This is a genomic window from Methanocalculus natronophilus, from assembly GCF_038751955.1.
In the GTDB taxonomy this organism is placed as follows: domain Archaea; phylum Halobacteriota; class Methanomicrobia; order Methanomicrobiales; family Methanocorpusculaceae; genus Methanocalculus; species Methanocalculus natronophilus.
This window is the reverse complement of the sequence record NZ_JBCEXH010000004.1, coordinates 85,664-111,306: the sequence shown is the minus strand read 5'-3', so window position 1 is coordinate 111,306 and position 25,643 is coordinate 85,664. Positions and strand designations below refer to the sequence as shown.

The window sequence follows — 25,643 nt, the reverse complement described above, 5'->3', positions numbered from 1 at the left end:
GCTTAGCACCTTGCTTCAGGGCAGGAGCCAGGGATGATCATACGGGGGCCTGATCAGACCTTCCTCGGTTATGATTGCGGTCACCAGGGAAAGCGGTGTCGCGTCAAAGGCATAGTTCAGGACAGGCACAGTATCCGGTACCGTCTTCGTGCCACAAAATGATGCCACCTCGTCACGGCCGCGCTCCTCGATGATCACATCAGCCACACGCCGGTTGGAGTCAAAGGTTGAGTGTGGAGCGGCAACATAGAACGGGATGCCATGATGGTGTGCAGATACCGCGTGCATGTATGTCCCGATCTTATTGAAGACACCGTCAGCGCAGATCCGGTCTGCACCAACGATGACGCAGTCGACTGCACCTTTCTGCATCAAAAACGCCGCTTCAGAATCAATAATCGTCGTCACCGGGATACCATCCCTCTCAAGCTCCCACGCTGTCAGGCGGGAACCCTGGAGGAGGGGGCGGGTTTCACACGAGAGAACCGAGACCAATTTCCCATCAGCCACAGCGCTTCTGACAACACCAAGAGCAGTCCCATACGCAGCACAGGCAAGGGCACCGGCATTGCAGTGTGTCAGGACGGTGCATTCATCCGGAAGCAGGCCAGCACCATGTCCTCCGATCATGCGGCAGGTCTCCTCATCCTCATCTGCCAGGCGTTCTGCGCAGGAGAGTGCTTCATGAAATGCCTGCTCCGGGTTCTGCGAGGCTTTCACAGCAGCCATGACCCGATCAACACCCCACCCGAGATTGACTGCTGTCGGGCGGGCAGTACGTATCAGGCCCGCATCCTGCTGGACACGGGAGTAGAAGGCACCCTCAGGCCCGTCAAGCGCATGCTTACAGGCAAGGGCAACGCCGTATGCCCCGGCAACCCCAAGTGCTGGCGCCCCGCGAACCCTGAGAGTCTGGATGGCATGGATCAGGCCGGCCAGGTCAGGAGTCACAATCTCTGTATACGCACCCGGAAGAAGGGTCTGGTCGATCATACCGACACCTGCTTCCTCCCACCAGATCGTCCGCGTTCGCATTATTCACCAGACATCAGGATATCCCGTGTCGCCCGCATGGCAGCAGCTCCAGCGGTCATCACCGAATCAGGGATATCACGGGGTGCAGTGACAGTACCGGCACAGTAAATCCCGGGACGAACAGTTCCAACGGGATCAAGTTTTGCATCGGTTGTGTTCAAAAACCCGTTCTCATCCATCTCAAGGCCGAGTTGGCGGGCAAGCTCCTGTGTGTCGGGAACCGGCTCAAACCCGGCGGAGAGCACCACAAGATCCGCATGGAGACTGATGAATTCACCAGTCTCTGTATCCTCGATCGGGAGGATGAGATCATCCTTGCCTTCAGTCACTTCACCGGGGAAGCCACGAACCAGATTGACGCCTGCTTCCTCGGCACGCATCCGATACTCTTCGTATCCTTTTCCATATGCCCGGATATCGTTGTAGAGGATAGAAACCTCCGTCTCAGGATAGTGTTCAAGGATCAGCATCGCATTCTTCAGGGCATACATGCAGCAGACTGATGAACAGTATGGCCTCTGCAGCGGAATATCACGGGATCCGACACACTGGACAAAGACAACTGAGCGCGGAACCGTTCCATCCGAGAGCCGTCTGAGAGCGCCGCCGGTCGGCCCGCTCGCATTGATCATCCGTTCAAACTCAAGGCTTGTCAGAACATCGGGGTAGCGGAGATACCCAAAGATCTGCTTCTTCCGGGCATCAAAGAGCTGGTAGCCGGTTGCGATGATGATGCTCCCTGCCTCGATCACCTCTCTCTTCTCTGCATCCTCACGAAGAACAGCCTCCCTTCCACAGATATCATAGCAGAGGCCGCATTCGATACAATGCTCTGCATCACGGACAACGAGATTCGGGACTACCTGCGGATGCGCTTTATAGATCGCCTTTCTCACCCCCATACCGGCGTCGAAGCGGTTATAGACCTCAACCGGGCAGATCTCCTCGCAGTCCCCGCACCCGGTGCAGCGTGATGCGTCAATATAGCGCGGGTGCCCGACAACATTCACCCGGAACGCTCCCTGTTCGCCTTCAATTGAGGTGACCTCGGTCATAGTCCTGATAGTGATGAGGGGATGCCGCTCGACATCTACCATCTTCGGCGAGAGGATGCACATCGAACAGTCATTTGTCGGAAACGTCTTGTCCAGCTGGGCCATATGGCCGCCGATAGTCGGTTCACGTTCAATTAAGGTGACCGGGATCCCATGGTTTGCCACATCAAGCGCAGCCTGGATACCGGCAACACCACCCCCAATAACAACAACTCTACGCATTGGTATACCTCGCTGCAAGTTCCCGGTAGTCTGTTGCATTCTTCAGGATGGATTCCCGCTGCTCTGCATTCGTCATAGCAACAACCTTCCCAGGAACACCAAGGACAAGCGAATTCTCCGGGATTGTCTTTCCTTCAGTCACAACCGCACCCGCGCCGATGATGCTCCCAGATCCGATCACCGCACCGTTCATCACAATCGCACCCATTCCAATGAGCACCTCATCTCTGATGGTGCAGCCATGGATTATTGCTCCATGCCCAACAGAGACTTCTTTTCCAATTGTTGCCGGATAGCCTGGGCTTGCGTGGACAACCACATTATCCTGGATATTTGATCCGTCACCAACAACAATGGGTTCGCGATCTCCCCGGATAACCGCAGAAAACCAGACACTCACGTCTTTTCCACAAACCACATCTCCAATGATTGTGGCATTTTCTGCAACAAATCCACACAATCCGGTGAGTCCACCACTACACATAAGAGTATATATGTAGAAGGATTCTTGCATGAACGTTATGGTAGGGGGCACCTTCGATCCCTTTCATGTCGGCCATAAAGTGCTCCTGACACGATCCTTTGAAATCGCTGGGAAAGGCGGTTTTGTCACAATAGGACTTACTTCTGATGATTTTGCATCTGCAAAGACCCATCCTGTCCGCCCCTTTGAAGATCGATTGAGGGAACTGGACGCATGGATCAGTTCAGCTGGTTTTCCTGCAGGCCACCGGATCGAGTGCTTAACGGATAGGTTTGGATCTGCACTCACTGAGGATTTTGAAGCACTTGTCGTCTCTGAAGAGACGTTTCCTGTCGCCGAGGAGATCAACCGGATACGGGGCAGGAAAGGGATGAAGAAAGTGGATATCTACCAGATACACTGTATCATGGCAGATGACGGGAAGATCGTCTCAAGCACCCGGATCTGCCGCGGGGAGATCGATTTGGAAGGCCACCCGATCGAATAATGCAGTTTCTGGCTGTGTGGCAGTCCGGGAAAAGCAGAAAGGAAGAGAATCAGACGATGTAGGATCCAACATCCCGGGTGATCATGGTATCGCAGTACCTGCACCGGTATCCTCTCCGCTGGCAGGCAAACAAGCTCCGGATAGGTTCATTTGCATTTGAGATACAGGCAGGATTTGGGCAGCGGATCACCCCAACCACTTCAGAGGGTATCTCAACACCAATCTTTTGGACAACCCGGTACTCACGGATGATATTGATGCTCGCCTTTGGGGCAATTAAGGATATTCTGTCGACCTCTTCCTTGACAAGTTCGCGGTTCTCGATCTTGACGATATCCTTCTTCCCCATCTGTCTGCTCTCCACATTTGTCGCAACAGAGAGTTCTTCTGTTGTCCTGCCGGTGATCCCGAGGATGCGGAGAACCGGGAGTCCTTCGCCTGCTGCAATATGATCGATGACTGTCCCGTTCCGTATAGGGCTGATCAGGAGTCCGTCTTCAGGCTTTCCTTTCATAAAAACACCTTCTGGAGCATCGCCATACGGACGGGCACACCATTTCTGGATTGTTCAAAGTACCGGGCACAGGGAAGAGCATCGACACGGGGATCTATCTCATCAACCCGTGGAAGCGGATGCATCAGGAGGAACCGATCTGACACACCCCGGATAACGTCAGGTGTCACCCGGTAGCTGGAGGCAATCGAGGCATAATCAGCGGGATCCGGAAACCGCTCCCTCTGGATTCGCGTGACGTACAGCACATCAAGATCCTCCACAACATCCTCTAGATGCTCATGGACGACTATGTCTGTCCCGTACTCGATGAGATCTTCTGTCAGTCCCGGTGGGAGTTCGAGCCCTTTTGGCGTTATCGTATGTATCCGGGCATCATAGCGTGAGAGCGCGGCAGCAAGCGAATGGGCGGTCCTCCCGTACCTGAGATCACCCAAAAACCCGATATTGATCTTCTCAAGGGACATCGACTGCCGGATGGTGAAGAGATCAAGGAGTGTCTGGGACGGGTGCTGGCCTGCACCATCTCCGGCATTGATGACAGGGATGGTTGCAGACTCAGATGCAAACCGTGCTGCCCCTTCCAATGGATGCCTCAATACAATGGCATCTGCATAACCTGAGACAACCCGGATAGTGTCTGCCAGTGTCTCGCCTTTTGCAACCGAACTTGCCTCAACCGATCCAAGCGAGATGACCGACCCGCCAAGCCGCATCATCGCCGAGGCAAATGACATCTGTGTCCGGGTACTTGGTTCAAAGAAAAGATTTGCAAGAATTTTCCCTTTCAGGGCTTCAGAATCAAAATTGCCGGAGTCAATCGCAGACGCGCGATCGAGAATATCATCGATCTCCTCCCTGGATACCTCCCTGATCGAGATGATGTGATGCATCGTGAATCGCCGCTCTTGGGTTCTATACCTCTGTTGCCGCGCCATCAAGATAAAACGAGAGGATCATTTTCGTGCCACGGTGAGGAACCCACTGTGGCCAACTCTCGTTGACGGCCGTGTCCCACGGTTGCTCCGTGTCAGTTCACGCTCCATACACTCAAAACAGGTAACCCCGCCATGAAAGATATCAGAACAGGCATCCATCACAGCAAAGGTCTGCTCAAAAAAGGGCGTATAACTTACAAAGAACCCTCCCGGAACAAGGAGCGAGTGGGCATGGACGACATGTTCCCTCCCAATCATCATATCGAGATGCACAATATCGTAGCTGCCGGATGCAGAAAGAAGATCCCCGGTATGAACCGTTACCGTCTCAAGGCCGGCATCTGCTATATTCTTCTCTGCGAGTTTTGCAAATTCCGGGCGTATCTCATACGTATCGACATGACCTGCGATCCCCCCGAAATAGAGAGCCGCAACCCCGCTCCCGGTGCCTGCATCAAGAACGGTGTCTTTTCTGTTCATGCCGGTATAGGCAATCACCATACCGATATCTTTTGGGAGCATCGGGGCGCCGCTCCGCTTCCCATGTGCAAACAGATCAGGAGGACGCGGAACCCTGATGAGAAACTTCTTCCCAAGATGCGTCTCGATTATCTCTCCCGGCATCTTCCCGATGAGATCAGGGAGCTGAATCTCTCCTGCATCAGATCCAAATTTTCCAGGTCCCGCCCTGAGATAATACTCGCGTCTGGATCCAACCAGGATGACGCGATCACCCTCCTGGATCATTCGCTGCCAAGTTTCATGATTGCTTCAGCAATATCTCCGTTTGCCTCTAGAAGTGCAGAACGGGCTGCGTCTTCAGAAACACCTGTCTGCATGGCGACAAGCTGAACATCATCATCAGTGATCTCGACGTCCAGAGGCTCTGAATCTGCCACTTTCGGGGCTTCAAACCGGGGTTCGCCGGTCAGCTGGTACGTTACCGTGCCCTGCACCGACATAACCACAACCTCGGCTTCGTCAAAGATGTAGTTCCCGCCTTCAGATTCGATAATAACACGGGTTACACCTTCAATCGGATCCATCTTCATGCCGAGCTTGTTCATCATCTGTTTCATCTTCTTTGGGTTCATTCCACCGGGCATCATTGTTTATCCCTTCCCTGTCGTACTTGTACGGCACCGCCGTACTTAAAGTCAGGCATCTCGGTTCCGGAGAGGAGCGCCATCCCCGTTGCAAGCAGGGTGCCATCCTCAGCCACCACAAATACCTCTTCTTCGGCGCGGATCTTCGGATCTGCCGATACAACGTGTTTTGCCATCGCATTCTTTCCAGCCGCGACAAACGGCACTGCATCTTCCATCACCACAACGCGGGCAGCAGGCGGCTTCAGAAATGCAAAGAGACGGGACGCCCCGACAAAACTGAGTGTCAGATGGCCATCCTGCGCACGGACTGTTGCAAGCCTCACACCATCATGGAGGACATAGCGTATCCGCTTCGATGTCGAGTACTGGAATGTACACTCCTCTGGAAAGAGTGCAACTCCGGCTCCGCGCCCAAACTGGAATTCAGCTATTTTCCGCACCCTGCGCAGACTGGCGTGCGAGGATCTCATCGATTCTTCTGACAAAATCTTCCTCCGTTCCTGCAGGAATATATGCTCCTGCGGCAATTGCATGGCCGCCCCCGGCTCCACCCACAGAATCAGACGCCTCACAGAGCGCTGCCTGGAGATCGATTCCGGAACGGACGACCTTATCAATGGTTCTCATCGATACCTTCACCACGTCCGGATCATCGGGGAGGTTGCAGAAGACCATGATCGGGTATCTCCGGTTCAGTTTTGAGAGTGCCATCCCCGCACCGATACCAACGATCGTATCGGGGAAGAGATCACGCGTATGTATCCATTGGAGATGGTCTGTTCTTGCAACACCGGTATCGAGGATGTACTGGAAGAGTTCCCTGATGACACTCCTGTGGTGCCTGAGCATATGCTCCGCTTCCTGGTACAGCAATTCCCGATCACCGCTGCAGACGGCGCTCCCGATGACGGGACGTGCCCACCTGCCGCAGGCATTCAGCATCGTCGCATATTCAGAGGCATTCCTGAGAGGGGATCGCAATGCTTCGTCAGGGAAGATATAGGACTCGCCAAAGAGCCGCTCGACTGGTTCACCATGGGCAATCAGCTGTTCGACCAGGGCCGAGACGATGATCTTTCGCTCATCAGCCGTCAGTTCTTCCCAGACCCGCCAGTTCCCATCGCTGTTCCGGAGGGAGATCCCAAGCTTCTCAAGGAACGCCTGCGCGCCGTTTGGGTTATTGCTGATACCGGGGATAGGCGGATCGTCACTGTAGCTCAGGCAGATATGCACCGGCCGCGTGGAAAGGCCATAGCAGTTGAGATCATGGGGAATAGCCAGGACATTTCCTTCTTCAACGCCGTCCATGGCTATTGCACGGGCAACGCTGACCAGCCCGCACCCCTCACGCGCCATCATGTCACCGACGTTTCCGACAACCGCGAGCTTTGCCAGGTCCCGGTTCCTGCGATCCAGTTCCTTTGCCACAAGGTAGGCTATCCCGGCAGCAGAGAGCTTGGTTATCCCGTATGGGAGGCAGTTTACCTGCCTGTACCCGATGGTCGAGGGCTGACTGATATGATGGTCAAGGATCAGCACGTCGTCAAAAGGAAGACCATGGCCTTCGATCAGGTTCTGCTGGCCTGCTCCAAGATCAACAAAGAGTTTGAGCGTGTCGTCCTTTGGAACCCGCTTCATCATCAGGGGTTCAAGCTGCCTGAGAAAGACCGACTGAACAGGAATCTCCGCTCTCTCAAGTGCCATCCTCATGATGGCCTCGCTTGCAATGCCGTCAGCATCGATATGCGAGATAATGGTGACGGCAGATGCGGATCTGACGATTTCGGATGCCTCCACCAGATCGTCAGCAAAAACCATACACTAATAGTTTCGATCTTCACATACAAGAATGGTGTGTCATGCCTTCCTGGTTAGCAGCGTTGATCGATTGGGAGCCGGTTGGGATCAGACGGATGCAGGCGATCGAGAAGAACGCCGAAGCACTCGGTGTATCCACAATCCAGATGATGGAGGCCGCAGGAAAAGCGCTTGCGGACCGGGCACTCAGTCAATTCCCGGAGTCGGTTCTTATCCTCTGCGGGAAGGGCAATAACGGGGGAGACGGCTTTGTCGCAGCCCGGCATCTTGCCCGCCATACGAAATGTACCTGTATCTATACCGCAGGGGATCGGATCGGTGATGCGGCAGCAAATCTCTCTGCACTCAGATACTGTGGTATCGCCCTGCAGGAGGTCGCATGCAGGGAGGATGTGGCAGAGCAGCAGCACCTCTTTGATGGTGCAGACCTGATCATCGACGCGCTCCTTGGAACCGGTGCGGGCGGAAGCCTGCGCGAGCCGCTTGCATCACTTGTGGAGTCAGCGAACAGATCAGGTGCATCTATCCTTTCAGCAGACCTCCCGACACCAGGTATTCTCTCTGACTTCATCCTGGCATTTCACCGGTCAAAAGGCAGATCAGATGCCGTCTGCGATATCGGGATCCCAATCGAGGCGGAATGCTGTACCGGACCGGGAGACCTCCTCGAAATCCCTGCCAGGGAGACAGGTTCCCATAAGGGAGACGGGGGGAAGGTATTGGTTGTTGGTGGCGGGCCCTACCAGGGTGCACCATACCTTGCAGGCCTTGCCGCGCTGCGGGCAGGTGCTGATATCGTCAGGGTGGCAACGCCGAATGTGATCGATCTGCCAGATCTTATCCATCTGCCAATATCCGGGTCGGTGCTCGGGGAAGCAGATGAAGAGCTGCTTCTTGGCCATGCACGTGACGCTGACGTTGTCGTTATCGGGCCCGGGCTTGGCACTGAAAGCCACGAGACCGTGGTCAGGATTGCCGCGGCATCCCGGCGGGTTGTCGTGGATGCAGATGCACTACGTCTCCCGCTCCCTGGTGGGAAGGAGACAATCCTGACTCCGCACGCGGGCGAGTTTCTGCGCGCATTTGGAGAGTCGCCCACGGGGAACCTTAAGGGAGATTCAGATCTGGTCCGGGAGGCAGCCTCAAAAACAGGTGTCGTGCTGCTAAAAGGCACGTGTGATATTATCAGTGACGGCAGCCGCGTCAGGTTCAACAGGACCGGCACCACCGCCATGACCGTCGGCGGCACAGGAGATATCCTGGCTGGCGTTGCTGCCGCTCTCTTCTGCCGCATGCCCGCATTTGAAGCAGCAGCTCTTGCCGCATATGCAAACGGGCGCGCCGGGGAAGAGGCAGCAACAGAGATCGGAGATGGGCTGATCGCAGGCGATCTTCTTCTGCACCTCTCACGCATACTCTATGGGGAATGAGAATAATGGTTGAATTTACGCATCTTGCAGGTGATCGTGTCCGGATGGTCGATATCACGGAGAAGGCAGACAGTCACCGGTCAGCAACCGCCACCGGCACAATATTCTTATCGGCTGAGACGCTTCGTGCCATCGCTGAAAAGACGACACGAAAAGGGAATGTCCTGGCAACCGCCGAGGTGGCTGCGATCCTGGCTGTGAAGAAGACAGCCACGATCATCCCGATGTGCCACCCAATCCCGGTTGGCGGTGTCACCGTATCATTTTCAGAAAATACCGACTCCATCGGGGCAACCGTCACAGTAAAGACCTACGGAAGGACAGGTGTTGAGATGGAAGCTCTCACCGGCGTCTCGGTAGCCCTTCTTACCATATGGGACATGGTGAAGTCTGCTGAGAAAGATGAGGATGGCCAGTACCCGGCAACCCGGATTGAAGGAATCTCGGTTGTGAGGAAGGAGAAAAGCCTTGCTGAACCATCATCCTTTAAGTCTGCCGGTGACGAATAATAAAGAACACGGGATCGCTCCCGTCAAGGAATGTGGCTTCAATTCAGTAAGCCGAACCTGGAGAATAACATGTCAAAGTCAATGTATTCATATGTCCGTTCCGCATGGAAAAAACCTGACGAGACGGATGTAAAAAAGCTCCTCTGGCATCGTATGCAGAAATGGAGGAGAGAGGAATCAGTCGTCCGGGTCAAACGCCCGACACGTATCGACCGTGCCCGCACACTCGGCTATAAAGCCAAGCAGGGCATCATCGTCGTCCGCGCCCAGGTACGCAGGGGCGGTCGCAGAAAGTCCAGGTACGTCAGGGGACGGAGGACTGCACGGATGGGCATGGCCCGCGTCACAGCCGCCAAAAGCATCCAGCGGATCGCTGAAGAGCGTGCAGGCCGGAAGTACCCGAATATGGAGGTCTTAAACTCCTACTGGGTTGGTGAAGACGGCGTCCGGAAATTCTACGAGGTAATCCTGGTTGATCGCGACCACCCCGGCATCAGAAATGATCCGACACTCAACTGGATCTGCGATGAGAAGAACCGGGCTTTCCGCGGGAAGACCTCCGCAGGCAAGAAAGGCCGTGGTATGCGCCACCGTGGAAGAGGGACTGAGAAGACCCGGCCCAGTATCCGCTCACATAAAAACCAGGGGAAATAACCCCTTCTCTCTTTTTTATGACGGTCACGGATGTTTTCATCCATCCCTTCCCAAAGGGTGACTCGACACTGCTTCGGATGGCTGACACCGCCTCTGCATTTGGCTATGACACCGTCGTTGCCATTGGCCATCCAAACACAGAGATCAAAGGCGTCAGGGTTCTGAATGGAACTATTGTCCACGAAAAATCGTTAAAAGCAGTGAACGCGGCCGTCAGAAAGAGAACCTATGATATCATCGGAGTGCAGGCAGGAGAGAACAGCTTCAACCGGAGCGTCATCCAGACAGACGGGGTGCACCTCCTCACCGATCTCTTCCAGACACAGAGAAATGCATTTGATCATGTAACAGCAAAACTTGCTGCCAAACGGCATATTGCCATTCACCTGGATATCGGGAGGATCATAGTCTGCCATGGCCACATGCGGCAGAAGGTGCTCTCCCGGTACCGGGAGCTGCTTGCCCTGCAGAGAAAATTTGGGTTCTCCTTTGCACTCGGGAGCGGGGCTGAGTCCATTCTTGGCCAGCGGTCTGTCCGGGAGATGGTGCTGCTTGCGGAACTCTTTGGCATGACAGAAGACGAGACGATCCAGGCTTTAGGCACGGTTCCGGATCTCTTTTCAGGATCAGACCTGCCGAAGGTGATCAGATGAAAGTTCTTCCGCCGACGCTCCGGGAGAAGCGGAGATATATCCTGCTCAGGATCACGCCGCGAGGCCTGGTTGCTGATGAGCGTGATCTCTACTATGCAGTCAGCAGGTGCGTCACCCAACTCTTCGGGGATACAACCGCATCACTCATCCACACCGCAACAATCAGCCGCGAAGGAGATTTCCTGATACTCAGGTGCAGGCGGGGATGCGAGAGAATGCTCGCTGCAGCTGTCGCTACAGTGCACCAGGTAAACGACACCCCTGTACACCTGGAGACAGTAGCCACTTCGGGGACACTGAAAGCCATCAGGAGAAGAATGTCAGGAGAAGTTGAGGGTGTCTTCGTCTCCTGCACCATCAACGGAAGGGAGCAAAGCGGGCTCCGGTACCCTGATGGAAAGATTGACCTTATCAGAAGAGATATGAAAGGTCAGGAAGTAGTATTTCTCACACAAGACGATATGGAGAATGTCAATGCAACCACAACCAAATCAGATGGGATATGACCGGGCGATCACTGTGTTCAGCCCGGACGGCCGCCTCTATCAGGTCGAGTATGCACGTGAGGCAGTAAAGAGAGGAACAACTGCTGTTGGAATAAAATGCAAGGAAGGAGCGGTGTTGATCGTTGACAAGCGTGTCAGCTCAAAGCTGCTTGAACCCTCATCAATTGAGAAGATATTCCAGATAGACGCCCATATCGGGGTTGCTTCATCCGGTCTCGTCGGCGATGCACGGGCACTTGTCGACAGGGCGCGGGTCGAGGCTCAGATCAACCGCGTCTCCTATGATGAGGCGATCGATGTGGAGACCCTGGCAAAAAAACTCGGCGACCACATGCAGACATACACCCAGTTCGGGGGTGCACGCCCCTATGGAACGGCCCTGTTGATCGCAGGCATTGCAGATGGTACATGCCACCTCTTCGAGACCGACCCCTCAGGGACGCTGCTTGAGTACAAGGCAACCGGCATCGGTATCGGCAGACCCGCGGTTATGAAAGTCTTTGAAGAAGAGTATAACCCCGAACACACCTGCAAAGAGGCAATTCTCCTCGGCTTAAAGGCCCTCCATGCCGCAACCGAGGGGAAGTTCGATGTGAATACCGTTGAGATTGGGCTGGTCTCCCTCCAGGCGGGCACGTTCCGGAAGATGACACCGGAAGAAGTCGCCATCTGCGTCGAAGAATTCGAGCAGTGAGGTGCATACAATGATCCCTCTCGATCAGGCCGTTGTCGCGCGCCTCGAATCCCATGGGGAGAGGTTTGAGATCCTTGTCGACCCGGATCTGGCGCAGGCGATCCGGGAAGGCGGGGATATCGATGTGGAGGATGCGGTTGCAGCCCGGTATGTGTACGAGAATGCCGCTCATGTCGAGAAGGCATCTGACGAAGCCCTGACAAAGGTCTTTCAGACAACCGAATTTGAGGAAGTCGCACGTGCAATCATCGAAAAGGGAGAGATTCACCTTACATCCGAGCAGCGGAAGCAGCGTTCCGAAGATAAGCGGCGGCAGGTGATCACCTATATCGCCCGGAACGCAATCAATCCCCAGACGAACCTGCCCCATCCTCCCCAGCGGATCGAACTTGCGCTTGAGGAGGTCAGGATCAATTTTGACCCATTCAAATCTGTTGAGGCACTCGTCAAAGAGACTGTCAGGGCGCTCAGGCCGGTTCTCCCAATCAAGTTTGCCGAACGGAAATTCGCTGTTAAAATTCCCCCGGACCACGCGCCACGCGGATACGGCGAGATTGCCGGATCCCCGATGGTGACGATGGAGCGGGAGGAGTGGCAGGCTGATGGATCGTGGATCTGCCTTGTAAAAATCCCGGCAGGCATGCAGGAAGAGTTCTTCTCGCTCGTCAACCGCATCTCCAAAGGTGATGCCGAGGTCAGAATCATAGAGTAACTTAATAGGAACAAATCGCAAATACAATAAGACATCTCTCGGAGATCCCAATCATGGCTAAAGGTAAACACAGAGCAAAAGGTCGCGTCTCTGGAAGCTCAGGGCGTTTTGGACCTCGCTACGGCAGATTCATCAGGAAGAGCATAAACGCGACCGAGAAGGTACAGCGGCGCAAGCACCTCTGTCCACGGTGCGACACCCTGTCAGTGAAGCGCGACGGTACAGGAATCTGGAACTGTAGAAAATGCAGTTTCAAGTTTGCAGGCGGAGCCTATGCACCGCAGACACCCGGCCTGAAGGTCGCGCTGCGGAACATTGATGCGTCGCTGAAGAAGGAGGCGTAGACTGACGTGACCGGATCATACAAGTGCGCCCACTGCAAGAAGAGGGTTGAGATCGATGTGAATGTCCGCTGCCCGTACTGCGGACACCGTATCCTCTTCAAAGAGCGCGGCGCAGTCATCAAAGATCTCAAAGCCAGATGACGATCCTGACAACGTCACGACGGCCGACACAGGAGATCCGGACATTTGCAAAAGATCTTGCATTTGCCCTTGGATGCGAGCATATCAACAGGGGCAAAGCAGGACTCCGGGATCTTGAATCCCGGGATCCGGTCTTTATCTTTCTTGAAAAGCAACAGAACGAGGTTATCCTCCGCCTGGAAGTTGAGGGTGACACCCTGGGAGAGATCAGGCTGGCAGCATGGACTATCAGTCACCGGGTGGGCGAGATGCGAAGAGGAATCTTTGTTTCAGACCAATCGGTTTATGATCTCCTAAAGAAATATGTACCTGTCACCCTGGTGATGGACCAGGAAGAGGGAATCTCCTTCGATGGACGGCAGAGACGGTTATATGGGTGTGATCTCAGGAGATGACGCATACAGCAGAGTTCTGGTTTGCTTCACCGCATGCAGAGGCCATCTGCCAGGCAGTCGCGCCGGAGATGGAAGACGAAACCGGAGAGAGATCGCGCGCAACTATCAGCCAGGAAGGAGAGAAAATCTTCCTCACCATCACTGCCGGGGATATCCCGGCATTGCGGGCCTCATTAAACATGTGGCTCCGCCTCATAACAATAGCAGAAGAGATGCAGGAGATTGATTACATTGGAAAATCCTAACATCCCCCAGAAGGTTCAGAATCAGATTGCACAGCTCCAGCAGATGCAGCAGCAGATGCAGACGATTCTTCAGCAGAAGAGCCAGTATGAAATGACGGTCCGTGAGGCAAAACGGGCAGAAGAAGAACTGAAAGAGACCGAAACTGACGCAAATGTCTACATGAGCGTCGGTTCAGTGATGGTCCAGCAGTCAAAAGAGTATGTCGAGAAGGCCCTCTCCGAGAAGATCGATACACTTGAACTCAGGATCAAGTCACTCGAAAAACAGGAGAAAGCCCTCTCAACAAAATTCGAGGAACTCCAGCAGCAGGTCAGAAACGCCCTTGAAGGCCGGATGCCTGAGGCTGCATAATCTCACTTTTTATTGTAATCTCACTTTTTATTGACAACCAGCATCTTTTCCACAGTCATCTCCCTGATTGTATACGCCGGTCCTTCACGGCCCATGCCTGATTCCCTGACTCCGCCATACGGCATCTCATCAACCCGGAATGTCGGAACATCATTTGCCATCAGCGCACCAACCTCAATTGTCGAGAAAGCCTCCTGCACTGTTTTAAAGGAGTCTGTAAAGATCCCGGCCTGAAGCCCATAAGTCGACTGATTTACCATCCTGAAGGCCTCCTGAGCCGTCTCAAAGGGAGTGAGCAGAAGGACAGGTGCAAAGATCTCCCTGCATGCGATTTCAAGGTCTGGTGCGACATCTGTGAGGACGGTCGGTGCAAGGAATGCTCCATTTCTCTCCCCACCGGTGAGGAGGCGGGCACCACGAGCGAGTGCAGACCTGATCGCCTGCTGCGTGGATTGTGCAGCCTCAGGTGAGATCATCGGGCCAACATCGGTTTTTGGATCCTGTGGATCACCGGTGTGCAGGTTTTTGACACCCGATACAATCAGATCAGCCATAGCCTCATACACGGGCTGCTCGATGAGGACGCGCTGCACCGAGACGCAGTTCTGCCCCGCATTGGCAAACCCGCCGGTGACAATTCGTTCTGCGGCATACGCAAGGTCAGCATCGGCGCAGACGACTGCTGCGGCATTCCCGCCAAGCTCAAGACCGACTTTCTTCTTTCCGGCACGGTTTTTGATATCCCACCCGACAGCCGGGCTCCCGGTGAAGGAGAGATACCCAAACCGATCGTCTCCGATGATTGTATCTGCAACAGCACCCGGCGCCGGTATCATCGAGACAGCTTCCTCAGGGTATCCGGCAGAAAGAACGATCTCTGCAAGGATACCAGATGAGAGGGGTGTGGCTGTTGACGGCTTCAGGAGGAAAGGCGCACCAACGGCAATTGCAGGTCCGATCTTGTGGCAGGCAAGGTTTAACGGGTAGTTGAACGGGGTAATTGCAAGCACCGGGCCAACCGGCACACGGGTCAGGTACCCGGTGCGTCCGGCACCACCAGCGGTCCGGTCAAGCGATAGTATTGTCCCCTCAATCCGTGCGGCCTCTTCCATGGATATCCGGATCGTTTCGATAGCGCGAAACACCTCGCTCTCCGCAACCTTCCTTGTCTTTCCCCCTTCAAGGATGAGCGTCCGTACCAGTTCGTCCCGCCGCTCGTCAAGGAGTGCGGCAATAGTCCTGAGCGTCCGTATCCGTTCATAGAGAGGAAGGGAGCGGGTTTTTTGGAATGCGTCTGCTGCATGGACTGCAGCCAGTCTCAGATCTGCTTCTGTGCCGGTACAGATTGTTGCGATCGTCTCGCCGGTATAGGGATACCTCACAGGTATGGTCTCAGAACCAGTTTTCCATCTTCCGGCAACACAGAACGGCCGTGGTGCTTCCATACAGACGAAATGGTATGGAAAGAATAAAAAAGGTCAGGGTGTGTCCCTGGTAAACTGGAGGAGATTGATCGCATTGATCATCGCCTCGGCTGATGCCATCACGATATCATCTCCGGATGAACTTGCATCATAGGTTCGCCCCTGCTGATCCTCGACCGTAATGGTCACATGGCCGATGGCATCGGTACCACCGCTGATCGCCTCAATCCGGAAGTCCTTGAGCTGGATGCCGATTGGCATCACATTGAGGACAGCCTTTACCGCAGCATCGACAGGGCCGTTTCCAATGGCGCTTGCCACCTTCTCGATACCATCAACCATCGCCCGGACACTGGCTGTTGGAATACTATGATTCCCGCACATCACCGCAATGTCACGGAGCTCAATGGTCTTCTGGACAGCCCGGATATCCATGACATCCTCAGCAATCGCGTAGAGATCGTGATCAGTCACACGCCTGCCCCGTGACGAGATCGTCTTGATCCGCTCAACAATCTCATCCAGTTCGGCGTCAGAGGGATTGATATGAACCAGCGAGAGCATCTGGCGAACCGCATGCCTTCCGACATGTTTGCCAAGCGCCAGACGCCTGCGGTGGCCGACCATCTCGGGAGTCATGATCCCCGGCTCAAATGTCTGTGAGTTTGCGATGATTCCATGCGAATGGATGCCTGATTCATGCGCAAACGCATTGTCACCGACCACCGGCTGGATGGGAACAATCGGTATCCCCGAATACCGGGAGACGAGGCGTGACATTTCGACAAGACGGGTTGTCTCAATGCCTGTGCTGATACCGTGGACAGACTCAAGGATCATCACGGTCTGGGCGATATCGGCATTTCCTGCCCGCTCCCCAATACCATTGACCGTCACCTGCACCTGTGATGCACCGGCTTCAACGGCTGTTGTGGTGTTTGCAACAGCAAGGCCGAAGTCATTGTGGCAGTGGATATCAATTGGGATGGAGATCTCTTCTGCCAGTGCTGAGATCAGTGCCTGCATCTTATTCGGCGTATACACGCCGACAGTATCTGGGATGTTGACGACTGTTGCACCAGCATCGCTTGCGGTTTTCAGGACCTCGATTAAGTATGGAAGATCAGTTCTGGTTGCATCCATCGCAGAGAACATGCAGGCGTCCAGGTGATCGCGGACATACCCGACGATCTCGCCGGTCATTCTGAGAACCTCTTCACGGCTCTTCCTGATGGTATTCTCCCGCTGGATATCTGATGTCGGAATGAAGACATGCACCATATCGACATCGCAGTCAAGGCAGGTGTTGACATCCTCTACCCGTGAGCGGGAGAGACCGCAGATTGAGGCGTCGAAGCCCTCAGCTGCAATACTTTTGACCGTCAGCCTCTCCTGGTCTGAGGAAGAGGGGAAACCAGCCTCGATTGCATGAACGCCAACCTCTGAGAGGATGCGTGCAATATCCAGTTTCTGTTCATAGGTGAATGATACACCCGGTGTCTGTTCACCATCCCTGAGGGTGGTGTCAAAAACAGTTACTCTCTTTGGCGACTTGCTTTCAACAAAGAAAGCAATTCCCCACAGTAGCTTTTGCCGTAGGCATACCAGTCTATTGGCGGTATGAAAAGATAAAGCATTGTATCACGTGAAGCGTCAGCAAAAGAAGTTGGTACGCCCAGATCGGAATTCGAATCCGAGTCGATGCCGTGACAGGGCATCATGATAGGCCACTACACTATCTGGGCACGTGAATACTGATCCCGCCTCCCGGAGTCGAACCGGGGACATCGCGGTAGCCGCGCAGTTCGCCCGCAGGCGAGAATCTTACTACAGCCGCGCACTCTACCAGTCTGAGTTAAGGCGGGTAACTGCACTAAATAAAAAGGATAAGATGACATATAAACATGTCGAATAAGGAATTGCGCTCAAAATCACTCAATACCACGATAAGGGCCAGCATACTACCAAAATAAAGGGAAAAAGTCAGCAATTCAGAGCCTTTCACCCCTCCCCGAAGAGGGTTGCAATGCCTGCTCTGCTCAATTAGGAAGATTGCCGCGCAGCTGATCACGTGGCTCTTTTGATCACGTCCACGGCAAAACCAGAACCAAAGGTTTTCCTGAATACCGGGGCAGCAGATTGAAGGCCGGAGATCTCAAGCGTGCAGTCACCCCGGCAGGCAAGTTTCAGCCTGATACCACCGGCCTGATCACGGGTGATCCTGGCATCGCTGACAAGCCCTGAATGGGTGCGATCCAGGTGCTCTGCAAGCCGCAGGAAGAGCGAGAGTATCCTGATCTCCTCCTGGAGAGCCGGGTCAAAAAGAGAGAAGATGGTATCCTTCTTCCGTGGCGCTTTCTTCCGGTGATACCGGGCAATCTCTGCCATGATCCCAATCTCCTGCAGGTCAAAGCCGACCAGATCGGCATGCCTGATGATATAGGCTGAATGGAGATGGTGATCCGAATAGGATATGAAGTAGCCGATATCGTGGAGATACGCTGCATAGAGAAGGAGGCGCCGGGATTTATGAGAGAGCGTGTGAAGACCCGCGTCACGTGCCGAATCAAAGAGGCTTCCGCTGAGAGTGACGATGGTTTTTGCATGATTCTCATCAATTATGCACGATCTGGCGAGCTGGAGAACGCTTCGTTTCCGGGCAGAGATCTTCAGGGCATGCGGAAATCCGGGGATCCCGGCAAGATATTCCATGAGAAGACCTTCACGGAGACCATCTGGCGAGATCAGTATCTCCTCGCACCCAAGTCCTTCCATGATGGTTTCAAGGATCAACGCTCCACCGATAATTATATCTGCCCGTTCAGGATTGATTCCGGGAACGTTTCTCCGTTCCTCAAGTGTGAGGGAACAGAGCCTGCTGATCACGTGTTTCAGATCCAACAGCCGCAGCCGGGATCCCGATGAAGTCTTTGGAGAGAGGCGGGAGGCGATCCCGGCAAGATTCTGGATCGTCCCCGAGCTTCCATACACATGTGAAAAGTGCTCTCTTCCAAGCCGGTTCAATGGCTGGGCAAGGAGGTTTCTGGCATACGCCTGCATAGTTGCATACTTCCTCTTTGAAACCCTGCCTGTACCGGATTCACGGAAGAAGATGTTCGTCAGCCTGATTGCACCGAGTTTTGTTGACTCAAGCGCAAAATAGTCATGCTGGTTCCCGATGATAAGCTCAGTCGATCCACCCCCGATATCTATGAAGAGTGCACGGTTTTTGCCAAGAGCAAGACCGAAGACAACTCCCCGATAGATCAGGCGCGCCTCCTCTTTTCCGGATACGACCCGCACGTCAAGGTTTGCCTCACGGAGAAGCATCTCCAGAAAGATATCCGCATTGTTTGCCTCCCGTGTCGCCGAGGTGGCAACGGCAACAAACCCGGTTGAGCCAAAGGCAAGACCCAGATCCACAAATTTCCTGCAGATAGTCACTCCACGGCTGATTGCTGCATCCGAGAGCTCTTCCCGGGTAAAGACACCTTCCCCAAGACGTGCCACCTCTTTCTGCTCCGTCAGGACAGTGAACGAAGCATTCCGGTTCAGGCGGACGACAAGGAGCCTGATGGAATTTGTGCCAATATCGATAAAGGAGACGGTCTCTTCCTGTATTCGTTGTTGTTCAGTCATTTTGGCTCGATTGTGGGTACTGATCGGTTGACCGTGCAGTCTGCAGAGATACCATCATCCCCCTGACCAGCAGCATACTTCCCTGCATGAATCTCTGCCTCCTCCATACTGATTCCATACCTGAGCATGGTGCAGAAGATATCCGGGAGACCGGCTTTCTGTATGGCACCAGAGACATAATCGATGTCATAGGGAATCCGGATATGGCAGAGGGAACGGGTTTTTGCCTCCAGAATGCAGTAGCAGGCCCTGGGATCGCCATCAAAGGGCCGTCCGACTGAGCCGCAGTTGATGAAGAGGCAATCATTGACAATACGGTGAAATGGCTGATGGGTATGTGCGGTGACGATGATGTCTGCCTGTGCTGTCCGGGTAAACCGTACCAGATCGGAGTCTGGCGTCTCCACACCAATCCTCCCGGTTGTCGAGTCCGGCGATCCATGGGTGAGAAGGATGGTGTTCCCTCCTGCCTCTGTCCGTAGCTCTGCTGGAAGCGATCGGAGATGCCGGATACTCTCCTTTGTCAGCTTCTTCTTTGTCCAGCAGAGGGCATGCATCTTGGGATCAGGTCCCTCTCTCTGTTTTGGACAGTCTTTCTTTGAGAGAGCAAGGGTTTCCCGATCTATATTTCCGGCAACCCCGGTGATCTCTTCATCCCGGATCCGTGCTGCGGTCTCTTCGGGGAAAGGGCCAAAGCCGACGATATCGCCAAGATGCAGGATATGGGTGACACCGCGTTGCTCAGCATCAGCCAGAACCGCAAGAAGTGCAGGAAGGTTGCCATGCAGATCCCCGATAAAGGCGATCCTGACAGCACCGTCTGCATCATGCAACGAATGCGGCATTGCTGCGAGTGGGGTGGCGATGGCCTGCCTGATCGCCTCGATCACGCCGTCTGCCTTCATCGCGTCCCAGTGGCGGGTGAAGGCAGTATACAGTTCCTCACGGCGAATCCTCCTGTCGTCTGCAAGATGGAGAATGCCCGGCCTGATAAAGCGCATGAACCCGGCATGCCCGAAGAACGACACGACACGCGCTTCCTCCTCGTCCATGAAGCGGGGAAGGGTCTCCAGCCAGACATCACAGTCATGCATATCACCAAGAATATCCTGAAGCCGTTTGATCTGCATGATCGGATCTTTTACGTTGTCGGGATAGAGTTCACGAAAGATCTCCATTGTATACCGCAGCCGTTTTGCAGCAATCCGCATCTCATGGTGTTGAGCAATCCGGGTTCTATCAAAAACATATCGTTCAAATGAGAGGAGTTCAAGCAACCGGGTGCTGATCGATTCGTATGCTGCCTCATATGTATACCTGGAATGGACATCGGTTCCCCGGAGTTCTGCCGTGACAATCTGCTGCCTGCACCAGCTGAGAAGCTCCTCACCAACTCCAGACTCCTCGAATGTATCAACTGAGCAGACAACATCGGGATGAATCCGTCTCCGCATCTCATTCCACCGGAGAAGGAGGCATTCGATACCCGGCCGCACCGGGATCTCAAACGGTGGTGGCGGGGTCTGCACAACAGGAGTGAAATCCCCTGTGATTGCAGACCGTATATGCGCAAGCATCTGTCGGATACGAACGAGTAATCCGGGTGATTTGGGACGTGCAGGACGGGTGACAGCAGACTCGAAATGACTGTCTGGAGGGTGCTCAAGAACCGTGGTTTCTTCTCCGGGAGGCAGAAATTTCGCATGCCAGACCGGGGGAGACTCCGGGGGAAGGGTGTCAAGATACTGGTTGAGAAAATCTATCTGGACATCGAGATCACGGGCAGCTCCAAGCGAACGGGTGATTGCACGGACACCCTTCCTCGTGCGGGTATCCATACCAGTGGGGAAACAAACCGCAAAAAGAGGAAGCGCTGCCCGGATGCGCCGTGATGCCACACGCATCCGGTGGATGTACTCGATATCCTCAGACTGGCGGACACCATCTGCCTCAGCCAGGAGATCGTCAGTCAGCTTCTGAAGTGCCAGAGCCCCAAACAGGCAGAAACCTGCATCGGGCCGGTTTTGTTTCTTACCACCCATGCCAGGCACCCCGGTGGGCAATCAGCCACTCCTGTGAGTTGCATGGTTCTTCACCCTCACCCGGCTGGATCTTCTCATAGACGCCATCGGATCTGAGGTGCCATGCCTTGACGTTGTCCCTGAGATGAATCTTCAGTATCCTGATGAGAGCCCGCCTGATGGCCGGATCACGCACCGGAAATAGGACTTCGACTCTCCGCCTGAGGTTCCGCTGCATCATGTCGGACGAGCCGAGTAGGACCTCGTCATCACCACCATTATGAAAGTGATAAATCCGTGCATGTTCAAGAAACCGCCCCACGATGGAGGTGACGGTGATCGTCTCAGATATATCGGGGACACCGGGCCTGAGTGCACAGAGACCCCGGACATTGAGATCTATCCTGACACCCGCTCCGGATGCACGATAGAGTGCCCCGATGATATCCGGATCGAGGAGTCCGTTTAACTTGAGCGAGATGTAGCCGGACTGGTTCTTCTTCTGGCATTCGATCTCCCGCTCGATCCTCATCAGGATACCATCTCTGAGCGTTATCGGCGCAACAAGAAGTTTTCGAAATGTTTCCCCGTCAGCATACCCGGTTAAATAATTGAAGAGTTCGGTCACATCGGCTGCAATCTCCGGATCTGCTGTCAGATACCCGATATCGCCATATATCCGGGCAGTTTTTGTGTTATAGTTACCTGAACTCAGGTGGATGTAGCGGCAGATGCCGTCACGTTCTTTTCTGACGATCATCGCAACCTTCGCATGAATCTTCAGGCGTTCATGGCCATACACAACATGGACGCCTTCCTGTTCAAGTGCCCGTGCCCAGGTGATATTGTTCTGTTCATCGAATTTGGCTTTTAACTCAAGGACCACCGTCACCTGTTTGCCATTCTGCCGTGCCTTCATCAGTGCATCAACAATGGGAGAGTTGCGGTCGATCCGGTAGAGCGTGATCTTGACTGCAAGAACATCAGGGTCCTCTGCCGCCTGCCTGAAGAGCCGCACCAGCGGACTGAAGCTGTCATAGGGATGGTAGAAGAGTATGTCCTGCCCCCTCGCTGTTGCAAAGATATTTGCGTCGATATCAGGAGCTTGTGGAATATGGGGAACAAACGGCGTATCAAGGAGATCCGGGCGGTGGAGATCATGCAGCTGCCAGAGATCCGCATGTGCAATGAACCCCGATGTCCCAAAGACATCATGTTCTAAAAGACCCAGCCTCTCAGAGAGGAGGAGGATCAGGCGGGAAGGCATCCCTGGATCCACTTCCAGCCGTACCGGCATGCCGGTACGCCTGCACTCAAGACATCCCTCGACTGCCGAGAGGAGATCAGACGCCTCATCGAGCACCACCTTGATCTCAGCATCCCTGGTGAGCCTGAACCTGTAGGATCCCTCGACGATCATACCAGGAAAGAGGAGCGCCAGGTTTTCTGCAACAAGGTCTTCAAGGAGCAGAAACCGGTATCGGCCTTTGCCGCCGGGTGGAACCGGTATAAACCGGCCAAAGGTGAGAGAGGGCACCTTCACCCGTGCAAGGTATCGTCTGCCATCTGTCGTCTTCAGAAGAACTGCAAGGTTCAGCGAGAGGTTGGAGATGAAGGGGAACGGCCGGGCCGCATCGATTGCTATCGGTGTTAAGATCGGGTATATGGTCGTCTGGAAGTAGTTCGTCATCGCCTCTTTCTCTTCAGTTGAAAGATCACTGTATCTGAGAATTGTAATCCCGGCATCGTGGAGTGCCGGAAGAAGCGACCCCTGCCAGGTCTCATCATAGAGGCTGTAGAGTTCAGCGACCTCAAGCTGAAGCTTCCAGAGGAGTTCTGCAGGCAGCATCCCATCCGGCGGCGGCTTTGGGACACCGTCCTTCAGCTGGTGCCTGAGCCCGGATACCCGGACCATGAAGAACTCATCCAGGTTGCTCCCGCAGATCGCAAGGAACTTTATCCGTTCAAGGAGCGGGTGGGTGCTATCATGTGCCTCTGCAAGCACCCGCCGGTTGAAGGAGAGCCAGGAGAGCTCCCGGTTGATGTAGTAGCCTGGTTTATTGATATCTACTGGTTCTTCAGACGCCATGCCAGATCCCCCTGTTCTGGATCATCCATGCCTGTGAGTCAAGTGGCATCTTCCCCGGAGATCCCCGTGAGTATGTCCCATCCTGGTTCATGGTACGCAACTTCAGGGTATCACGGATATGCGGATCAAGTATATGATCGATGATTGCTTGTCTGATCCTCTCATCCCGCACCGGATAGAGGACTTCAACCCGCCTGTCAAGGTTTCGCGGCATCAGATCCGCAGATCCGATCAGTACCTCTGCATCACCCCCGTTTCCGAAGTAATAGATCCGTGTGTGCTCCAAAAACCGCCCGACAATTGAGGAGACACAAATCGTCTCCGAGAGACCCACGACACCGGGACGGAGGCAGCAGATGCCACGCACCTGGAGGTGGATGGCAACACCCTCCTGTGAAGCCCGGTAGAGAGCGGCAATAATTGCCGGATCCACAAGCGCATTACACTTGAAGATGATAGAGCCATTCCCCCTCTCCTTGTGATGCCGGATCTCAGAATCGATCCTCGCTAGAAGGTATGTGCGCATCGTCCCGGTTTTGCCATGGGAAACAAGCAGTCTCCTGTACCGGGTCTTTGTCGAGTAGCCGGTGAGGGCATTGAAGAGATCGGCTGTATCTGCACCCACGTCCGGATCTGCTGTGAAAATACCAAGATCCGTATACACCCTGGCGGTCTGGGCATTGTAGTTGCCGGTCCCGATATGCGTATAGGTAACAAGCCCCTCATGTTCCCGGCGCACCACCATGCAGAGTTTTGCATGGACCTTCAGGCCGATTAAGCCATAGACGACATGCACCCCTGCACGTTCAAGTGCCCGTGCCCAGGTGATATTGTTCTCCTCATCAAACCGCGCCTTCAGCTCAACCAGAACAGTCACCTGTTTGCCCATCTCACGGGCTTCCATCAGGGCGGAGACAACCGGGGAATCCGGGCCAACCCGGTAGAGCGTCTGCTTGATTGCGAGCACATCAGGATCCCGTGCAGCCTGCCTGATGAAGGCAACAACCGGGTTGAAGCTGTCATAGGGATGATACAGGAGATGATCCTGCCTCCTGATCGCAGAAAAGATCGCCTTTTCCAGTTCAAGGGCCCGTGGAACAGAGGGAAGGAAAGGAGGGTCTTTGAGGTCAGGCCTGTTGCTATCGGTCAGTTCCATCAGATCAGCCATACCCATCGGACCGGTGCTGGTATCGACCTGAACGGGGTGGAGACGGAGTTTTGACTGGAGCATCTCCCTGATCCAGGAGGGAGCCGAGTGATCGACCTCAAGCCTCACAGCTCGTCCGATCCGGCGGTGCCCGACGCTCTCCTCGATTGTTGTGAGGAGATCAGATGCTTCATCCTCCTCAATCTCAAAATCGGCATCCCGTGTTACACGGAACGGATAGGCAGCAACCACCGTCATTCCGGGGAAGAGAAGATCCAGGTTTGCCGTGATGAGATCCTCAAGCATGACATAATGGCTCTCACCACTTCCTGTATCCTCCATGGCAGGCAGCCTGACGAACCGTTTTCCAAGGGTTCGCGGTACCTTCACACGGGAGAAGAGCCTGCCGCGCTTCTCATCAGTTATCACAACAGCGAGATTCAGCGAGAGGTTTGAGATAAAGGGGAATGGATGGGAGACATCAAAAGCCATCGGCGTGACAACAGGGAATACCTCTTTCTGAAAGATATCCCGCGCATGCTTCTGATCCTCCGGCCTGAGATCGGCCATCCGGTGGATGATGATCCCCTCATCCCGGAGTTCGGGGAGCAGCTCATCTTCAAAACAGGAGACTGCCTCCTGAAGGAGAGGAAGCAGTTCCTTTCGAACTCCCTGTATCTGCTCCTGCGGAGAGAGGCCATCCGGTGGCCGCTCAAGTGCTCCTGCTTCGGCCTGTCTCCAGAGTCCGGAGAGACGGATCATCACAAATTCATCCAGGTTATTGCCAAATATCGAGAGGAACTTTACCCGTTCCAGAAGCGGATGGTTCGGATCCCTGGCCTCCTCAAGGACCCGCCTGTTGAACTGTATCCAGGAGAGTTCACGATTCAAAAACACTTTTGGCGTGAATAAGAGAACCGAGTGTGCTGGTTCGTCCCGGCTCATGTTGTTCGTCTCCATAGGGATCATTGATACCATTGGGCGCTCAGAAGATAGTTTTTCCCGCGTGCAGGCATACCAGATGGG

Annotated in this window: 28 protein-coding genes and 2 tRNA genes; 13 read left to right on the top strand and 17 right to left on the bottom strand. The window is 54.4% G+C overall.

From position 1 onward, the window contains the following. Positions 1-15 precede the first annotated feature (15 nt). The 3 genes from mtnA to ABCO64_RS06065 are packed head-to-tail and all read right to left on the bottom strand — an operon-like array spanning position 16 to position 2,796. Positions 16-1,035, bottom strand: coding sequence for an S-methyl-5-thioribose-1-phosphate isomerase (gene mtnA / locus ABCO64_RS06075; RefSeq protein WP_253460462.1), 1,020 nt, complete (start codon positions 1,033-1,035; stop codon positions 16-18). Beyond that, positions 1,035-2,312 carry a CoB--CoM heterodisulfide reductase iron-sulfur subunit A family protein gene (locus ABCO64_RS06070; RefSeq protein WP_253460465.1) on the bottom strand — a complete coding sequence of 426 codons (1,278 nt, stop codon included), beginning with the start codon at positions 2,310-2,312 and terminating at the stop codon, positions 1,035-1,037. The genes mtnA and ABCO64_RS06070 overlap by 1 nt, the downstream gene beginning before the upstream one ends. Beyond that, entirely contained in the window at positions 2,305-2,796 is a 492-nt protein-coding gene (locus ABCO64_RS06065) for a gamma carbonic anhydrase family protein (protein WP_253460468.1), read from the bottom strand. The genes ABCO64_RS06070 and ABCO64_RS06065 overlap by 8 nt, the downstream gene beginning before the upstream one ends. A 28-nt stretch (positions 2,797-2,824) precedes the next feature. Between ABCO64_RS06065 and ABCO64_RS06060 the strand changes: the two genes are divergently transcribed. Further along, positions 2,825-3,283 (top strand): phosphopantetheine adenylyltransferase, encoded by a 459-nt coding sequence (locus tag ABCO64_RS06060; RefSeq protein ID WP_253460471.1) that lies wholly within the window; start codon positions 2,825-2,827, stop codon positions 3,281-3,283. 49 nt (positions 3,284-3,332) lie between these two features. Here the strand turns inward: ABCO64_RS06060 and pyrI are convergent, their stop codons facing one another. The 6 genes from pyrI to recJ form a co-directional block, all read right to left on the bottom strand. After that, the gene (gene pyrI / locus ABCO64_RS06055) at positions 3,333-3,797 is read right to left on the bottom strand and encodes an aspartate carbamoyltransferase regulatory subunit (protein ID WP_253460477.1); all 465 of its coding nucleotides are present in this window, start codon (positions 3,795-3,797) and stop codon (positions 3,333-3,335) included. Next, positions 3,794-4,690 carry an aspartate carbamoyltransferase gene (pyrB, locus tag ABCO64_RS06050; protein WP_253460479.1) on the bottom strand — a complete coding sequence of 299 codons (897 nt, stop codon included), beginning with the start codon at positions 4,688-4,690 and terminating at the stop codon, positions 3,794-3,796. The genes pyrI and pyrB overlap by 4 nt, the downstream gene beginning before the upstream one ends. Positions 4,691-4,753: 63 nt before the next feature. Beyond that, positions 4,754-5,482, bottom strand: coding sequence for a protein-L-isoaspartate carboxylmethyltransferase (locus ABCO64_RS06045; RefSeq protein ID WP_253460482.1), 729 nt, complete (start codon positions 5,480-5,482; stop codon positions 4,754-4,756). Then, on the bottom strand, positions 5,479-5,844 hold the full coding sequence (locus tag ABCO64_RS06040) for a nascent polypeptide-associated complex protein (protein ID WP_253460485.1): 366 nt from the start codon (positions 5,842-5,844) through the stop codon (positions 5,479-5,481). Before ABCO64_RS06040 ends, ABCO64_RS06045 begins: the two co-directional genes overlap by 4 nt. Beyond that, positions 5,841-6,284, bottom strand: a complete 444-nt coding sequence (locus ABCO64_RS06035; RefSeq protein ID WP_343089286.1) for a PUA domain-containing protein — start codon at positions 6,282-6,284, stop codon at positions 5,841-5,843. The genes ABCO64_RS06040 and ABCO64_RS06035 overlap by 4 nt, the downstream gene beginning before the upstream one ends. Beyond that, a complete protein-coding gene (recJ, locus tag ABCO64_RS06030) occupies positions 6,268-7,662 on the bottom strand; it encodes a RecJ family nuclease (RefSeq protein WP_253460492.1) in 1,395 nt (464 codons plus the stop codon). The genes ABCO64_RS06035 and recJ overlap by 17 nt, the downstream gene beginning before the upstream one ends. A gap of 41 nt (positions 7,663-7,703) precedes the next feature. Between recJ and ABCO64_RS06025 the strand changes: the two genes are divergently transcribed. From ABCO64_RS06025 to ABCO64_RS05970, 12 genes are all read left to right on the top strand, one after another. Further along, on the top strand, positions 7,704-9,092 hold the full coding sequence (locus tag ABCO64_RS06025; RefSeq protein WP_253460494.1) for an NAD(P)H-hydrate dehydratase: 1,389 nt from the start codon (positions 7,704-7,706) through the stop codon (positions 9,090-9,092). A gap of 5 nt (positions 9,093-9,097) precedes the next feature. Beyond that, the gene (gene moaC, locus ABCO64_RS06020) at positions 9,098-9,601 is read left to right on the top strand and encodes a cyclic pyranopterin monophosphate synthase MoaC (RefSeq protein WP_253460497.1); all 504 of its coding nucleotides are present in this window, start codon (positions 9,098-9,100) and stop codon (positions 9,599-9,601) included. Positions 9,602-9,670: 69 nt separating this feature from the next. Then, positions 9,671-10,255 carry a 50S ribosomal protein L15e gene (locus tag ABCO64_RS06015; protein WP_253460500.1) on the top strand — a complete coding sequence of 195 codons (585 nt, stop codon included), beginning with the start codon at positions 9,671-9,673 and terminating at the stop codon, positions 10,253-10,255. 17 nt (positions 10,256-10,272) lie between these two features. Then, on the top strand, positions 10,273-10,908 hold the full coding sequence (locus ABCO64_RS06010) for an RNase P subunit p30 family protein (protein WP_253460504.1): 636 nt from the start codon (positions 10,273-10,275) through the stop codon (positions 10,906-10,908). After that, the gene (locus ABCO64_RS06005; RefSeq protein ID WP_253460507.1) at positions 10,905-11,414 is read left to right on the top strand and encodes an Rpp14/Pop5 family protein; all 510 of its coding nucleotides are present in this window, start codon (positions 10,905-10,907) and stop codon (positions 11,412-11,414) included. Before ABCO64_RS06010 ends, ABCO64_RS06005 begins: the two co-directional genes overlap by 4 nt. After that, positions 11,383-12,108 (top strand): archaeal proteasome endopeptidase complex subunit alpha, encoded by a 726-nt coding sequence (gene psmA, locus ABCO64_RS06000; RefSeq protein WP_253460510.1) that lies wholly within the window; start codon positions 11,383-11,385, stop codon positions 12,106-12,108. The genes ABCO64_RS06005 and psmA overlap by 32 nt, the downstream gene beginning before the upstream one ends. A 10-nt stretch (positions 12,109-12,118) precedes the next feature. Further along, positions 12,119-12,820 (top strand): ribosome assembly factor SBDS, encoded by a 702-nt coding sequence (locus ABCO64_RS05995; protein WP_253460513.1) that lies wholly within the window; start codon positions 12,119-12,121, stop codon positions 12,818-12,820. Between the two features lie 53 nt (positions 12,821-12,873). After that, positions 12,874-13,164: a 50S ribosomal protein L37ae gene (locus ABCO64_RS05990; RefSeq protein ID WP_253460516.1), complete on the top strand. Its 291-nt coding sequence runs from the start codon at positions 12,874-12,876 to the stop codon at positions 13,162-13,164. Positions 13,165-13,170: 6 nt separating this feature from the next. Further along, a complete protein-coding gene (locus ABCO64_RS05985) occupies positions 13,171-13,305 on the top strand; it encodes a DNA-directed RNA polymerase subunit P (RefSeq protein ID WP_253460519.1) in 135 nt (44 codons plus the stop codon). Beyond that, on the top strand, positions 13,302-13,700 hold the full coding sequence (locus ABCO64_RS05980; protein ID WP_253460522.1) for a hypothetical protein: 399 nt from the start codon (positions 13,302-13,304) through the stop codon (positions 13,698-13,700). The genes ABCO64_RS05985 and ABCO64_RS05980 overlap by 4 nt, the downstream gene beginning before the upstream one ends. Continuing rightward, complete coding sequence (locus ABCO64_RS05975; protein ID WP_253460525.1) at positions 13,697-13,945, top strand: KEOPS complex subunit Pcc1; 249 nt, start codon at positions 13,697-13,699, stop codon at positions 13,943-13,945. Before ABCO64_RS05980 ends, ABCO64_RS05975 begins: the two co-directional genes overlap by 4 nt. Further along, positions 13,932-14,297, top strand: a complete 366-nt coding sequence (locus ABCO64_RS05970; protein ID WP_256472531.1) for a prefoldin subunit beta — start codon at positions 13,932-13,934, stop codon at positions 14,295-14,297. The genes ABCO64_RS05975 and ABCO64_RS05970 overlap by 14 nt, the downstream gene beginning before the upstream one ends. Before the next feature lie 20 nt (positions 14,298-14,317). On the opposite strand, the gene ABCO64_RS05965 is transcribed toward ABCO64_RS05970, so the two are convergent. From ABCO64_RS05965 to ppk1 (ABCO64_RS05930), 8 genes are all read right to left on the bottom strand, one after another. Then, positions 14,318-15,742 carry an aldehyde dehydrogenase family protein gene (locus ABCO64_RS05965; protein WP_253460528.1) on the bottom strand — a complete coding sequence of 475 codons (1,425 nt, stop codon included), beginning with the start codon at positions 15,740-15,742 and terminating at the stop codon, positions 14,318-14,320. Positions 15,743-15,775: 33 nt separating this feature from the next. Beyond that, a complete protein-coding gene (locus ABCO64_RS05960; protein WP_371922880.1) occupies positions 15,776-17,296 on the bottom strand; it encodes a 2-isopropylmalate synthase in 1,521 nt (506 codons plus the stop codon). 97 nt (positions 17,297-17,393) lie between these two features. Continuing rightward, a tRNA-Asp gene (locus ABCO64_RS05955) sits at positions 17,394-17,466 on the bottom strand. Between the two features lie 13 nt (positions 17,467-17,479). Further along, a tRNA-Tyr gene (locus ABCO64_RS05950) sits at positions 17,480-17,586 on the bottom strand. 202 nt (positions 17,587-17,788) lie between these two features. Next, entirely contained in the window at positions 17,789-19,360 is a 1,572-nt protein-coding gene (locus ABCO64_RS05945; RefSeq protein ID WP_253460531.1) for a Ppx/GppA phosphatase family protein, read from the bottom strand. After that, positions 19,357-21,402, bottom strand: coding sequence for a CHAD domain-containing protein (locus ABCO64_RS05940; RefSeq protein WP_253460534.1), 2,046 nt, complete (start codon positions 21,400-21,402; stop codon positions 19,357-19,359). The genes ABCO64_RS05945 and ABCO64_RS05940 overlap by 4 nt, the downstream gene beginning before the upstream one ends. Beyond that, on the bottom strand, positions 21,392-23,470 hold the full coding sequence (ppk1, locus tag ABCO64_RS05935) for a polyphosphate kinase 1 (RefSeq protein WP_253460537.1): 2,079 nt from the start codon (positions 23,468-23,470) through the stop codon (positions 21,392-21,394). Before ppk1 (ABCO64_RS05935) ends, ABCO64_RS05940 begins: the two co-directional genes overlap by 11 nt. Further along, entirely contained in the window at positions 23,460-25,577 is a 2,118-nt protein-coding gene (ppk1, locus tag ABCO64_RS05930) for a polyphosphate kinase 1 (RefSeq protein ID WP_253460540.1), read from the bottom strand. Before ppk1 (ABCO64_RS05930) ends, ppk1 (ABCO64_RS05935) begins: the two co-directional genes overlap by 11 nt. Positions 25,578-25,643 lie beyond the last annotated feature (66 nt).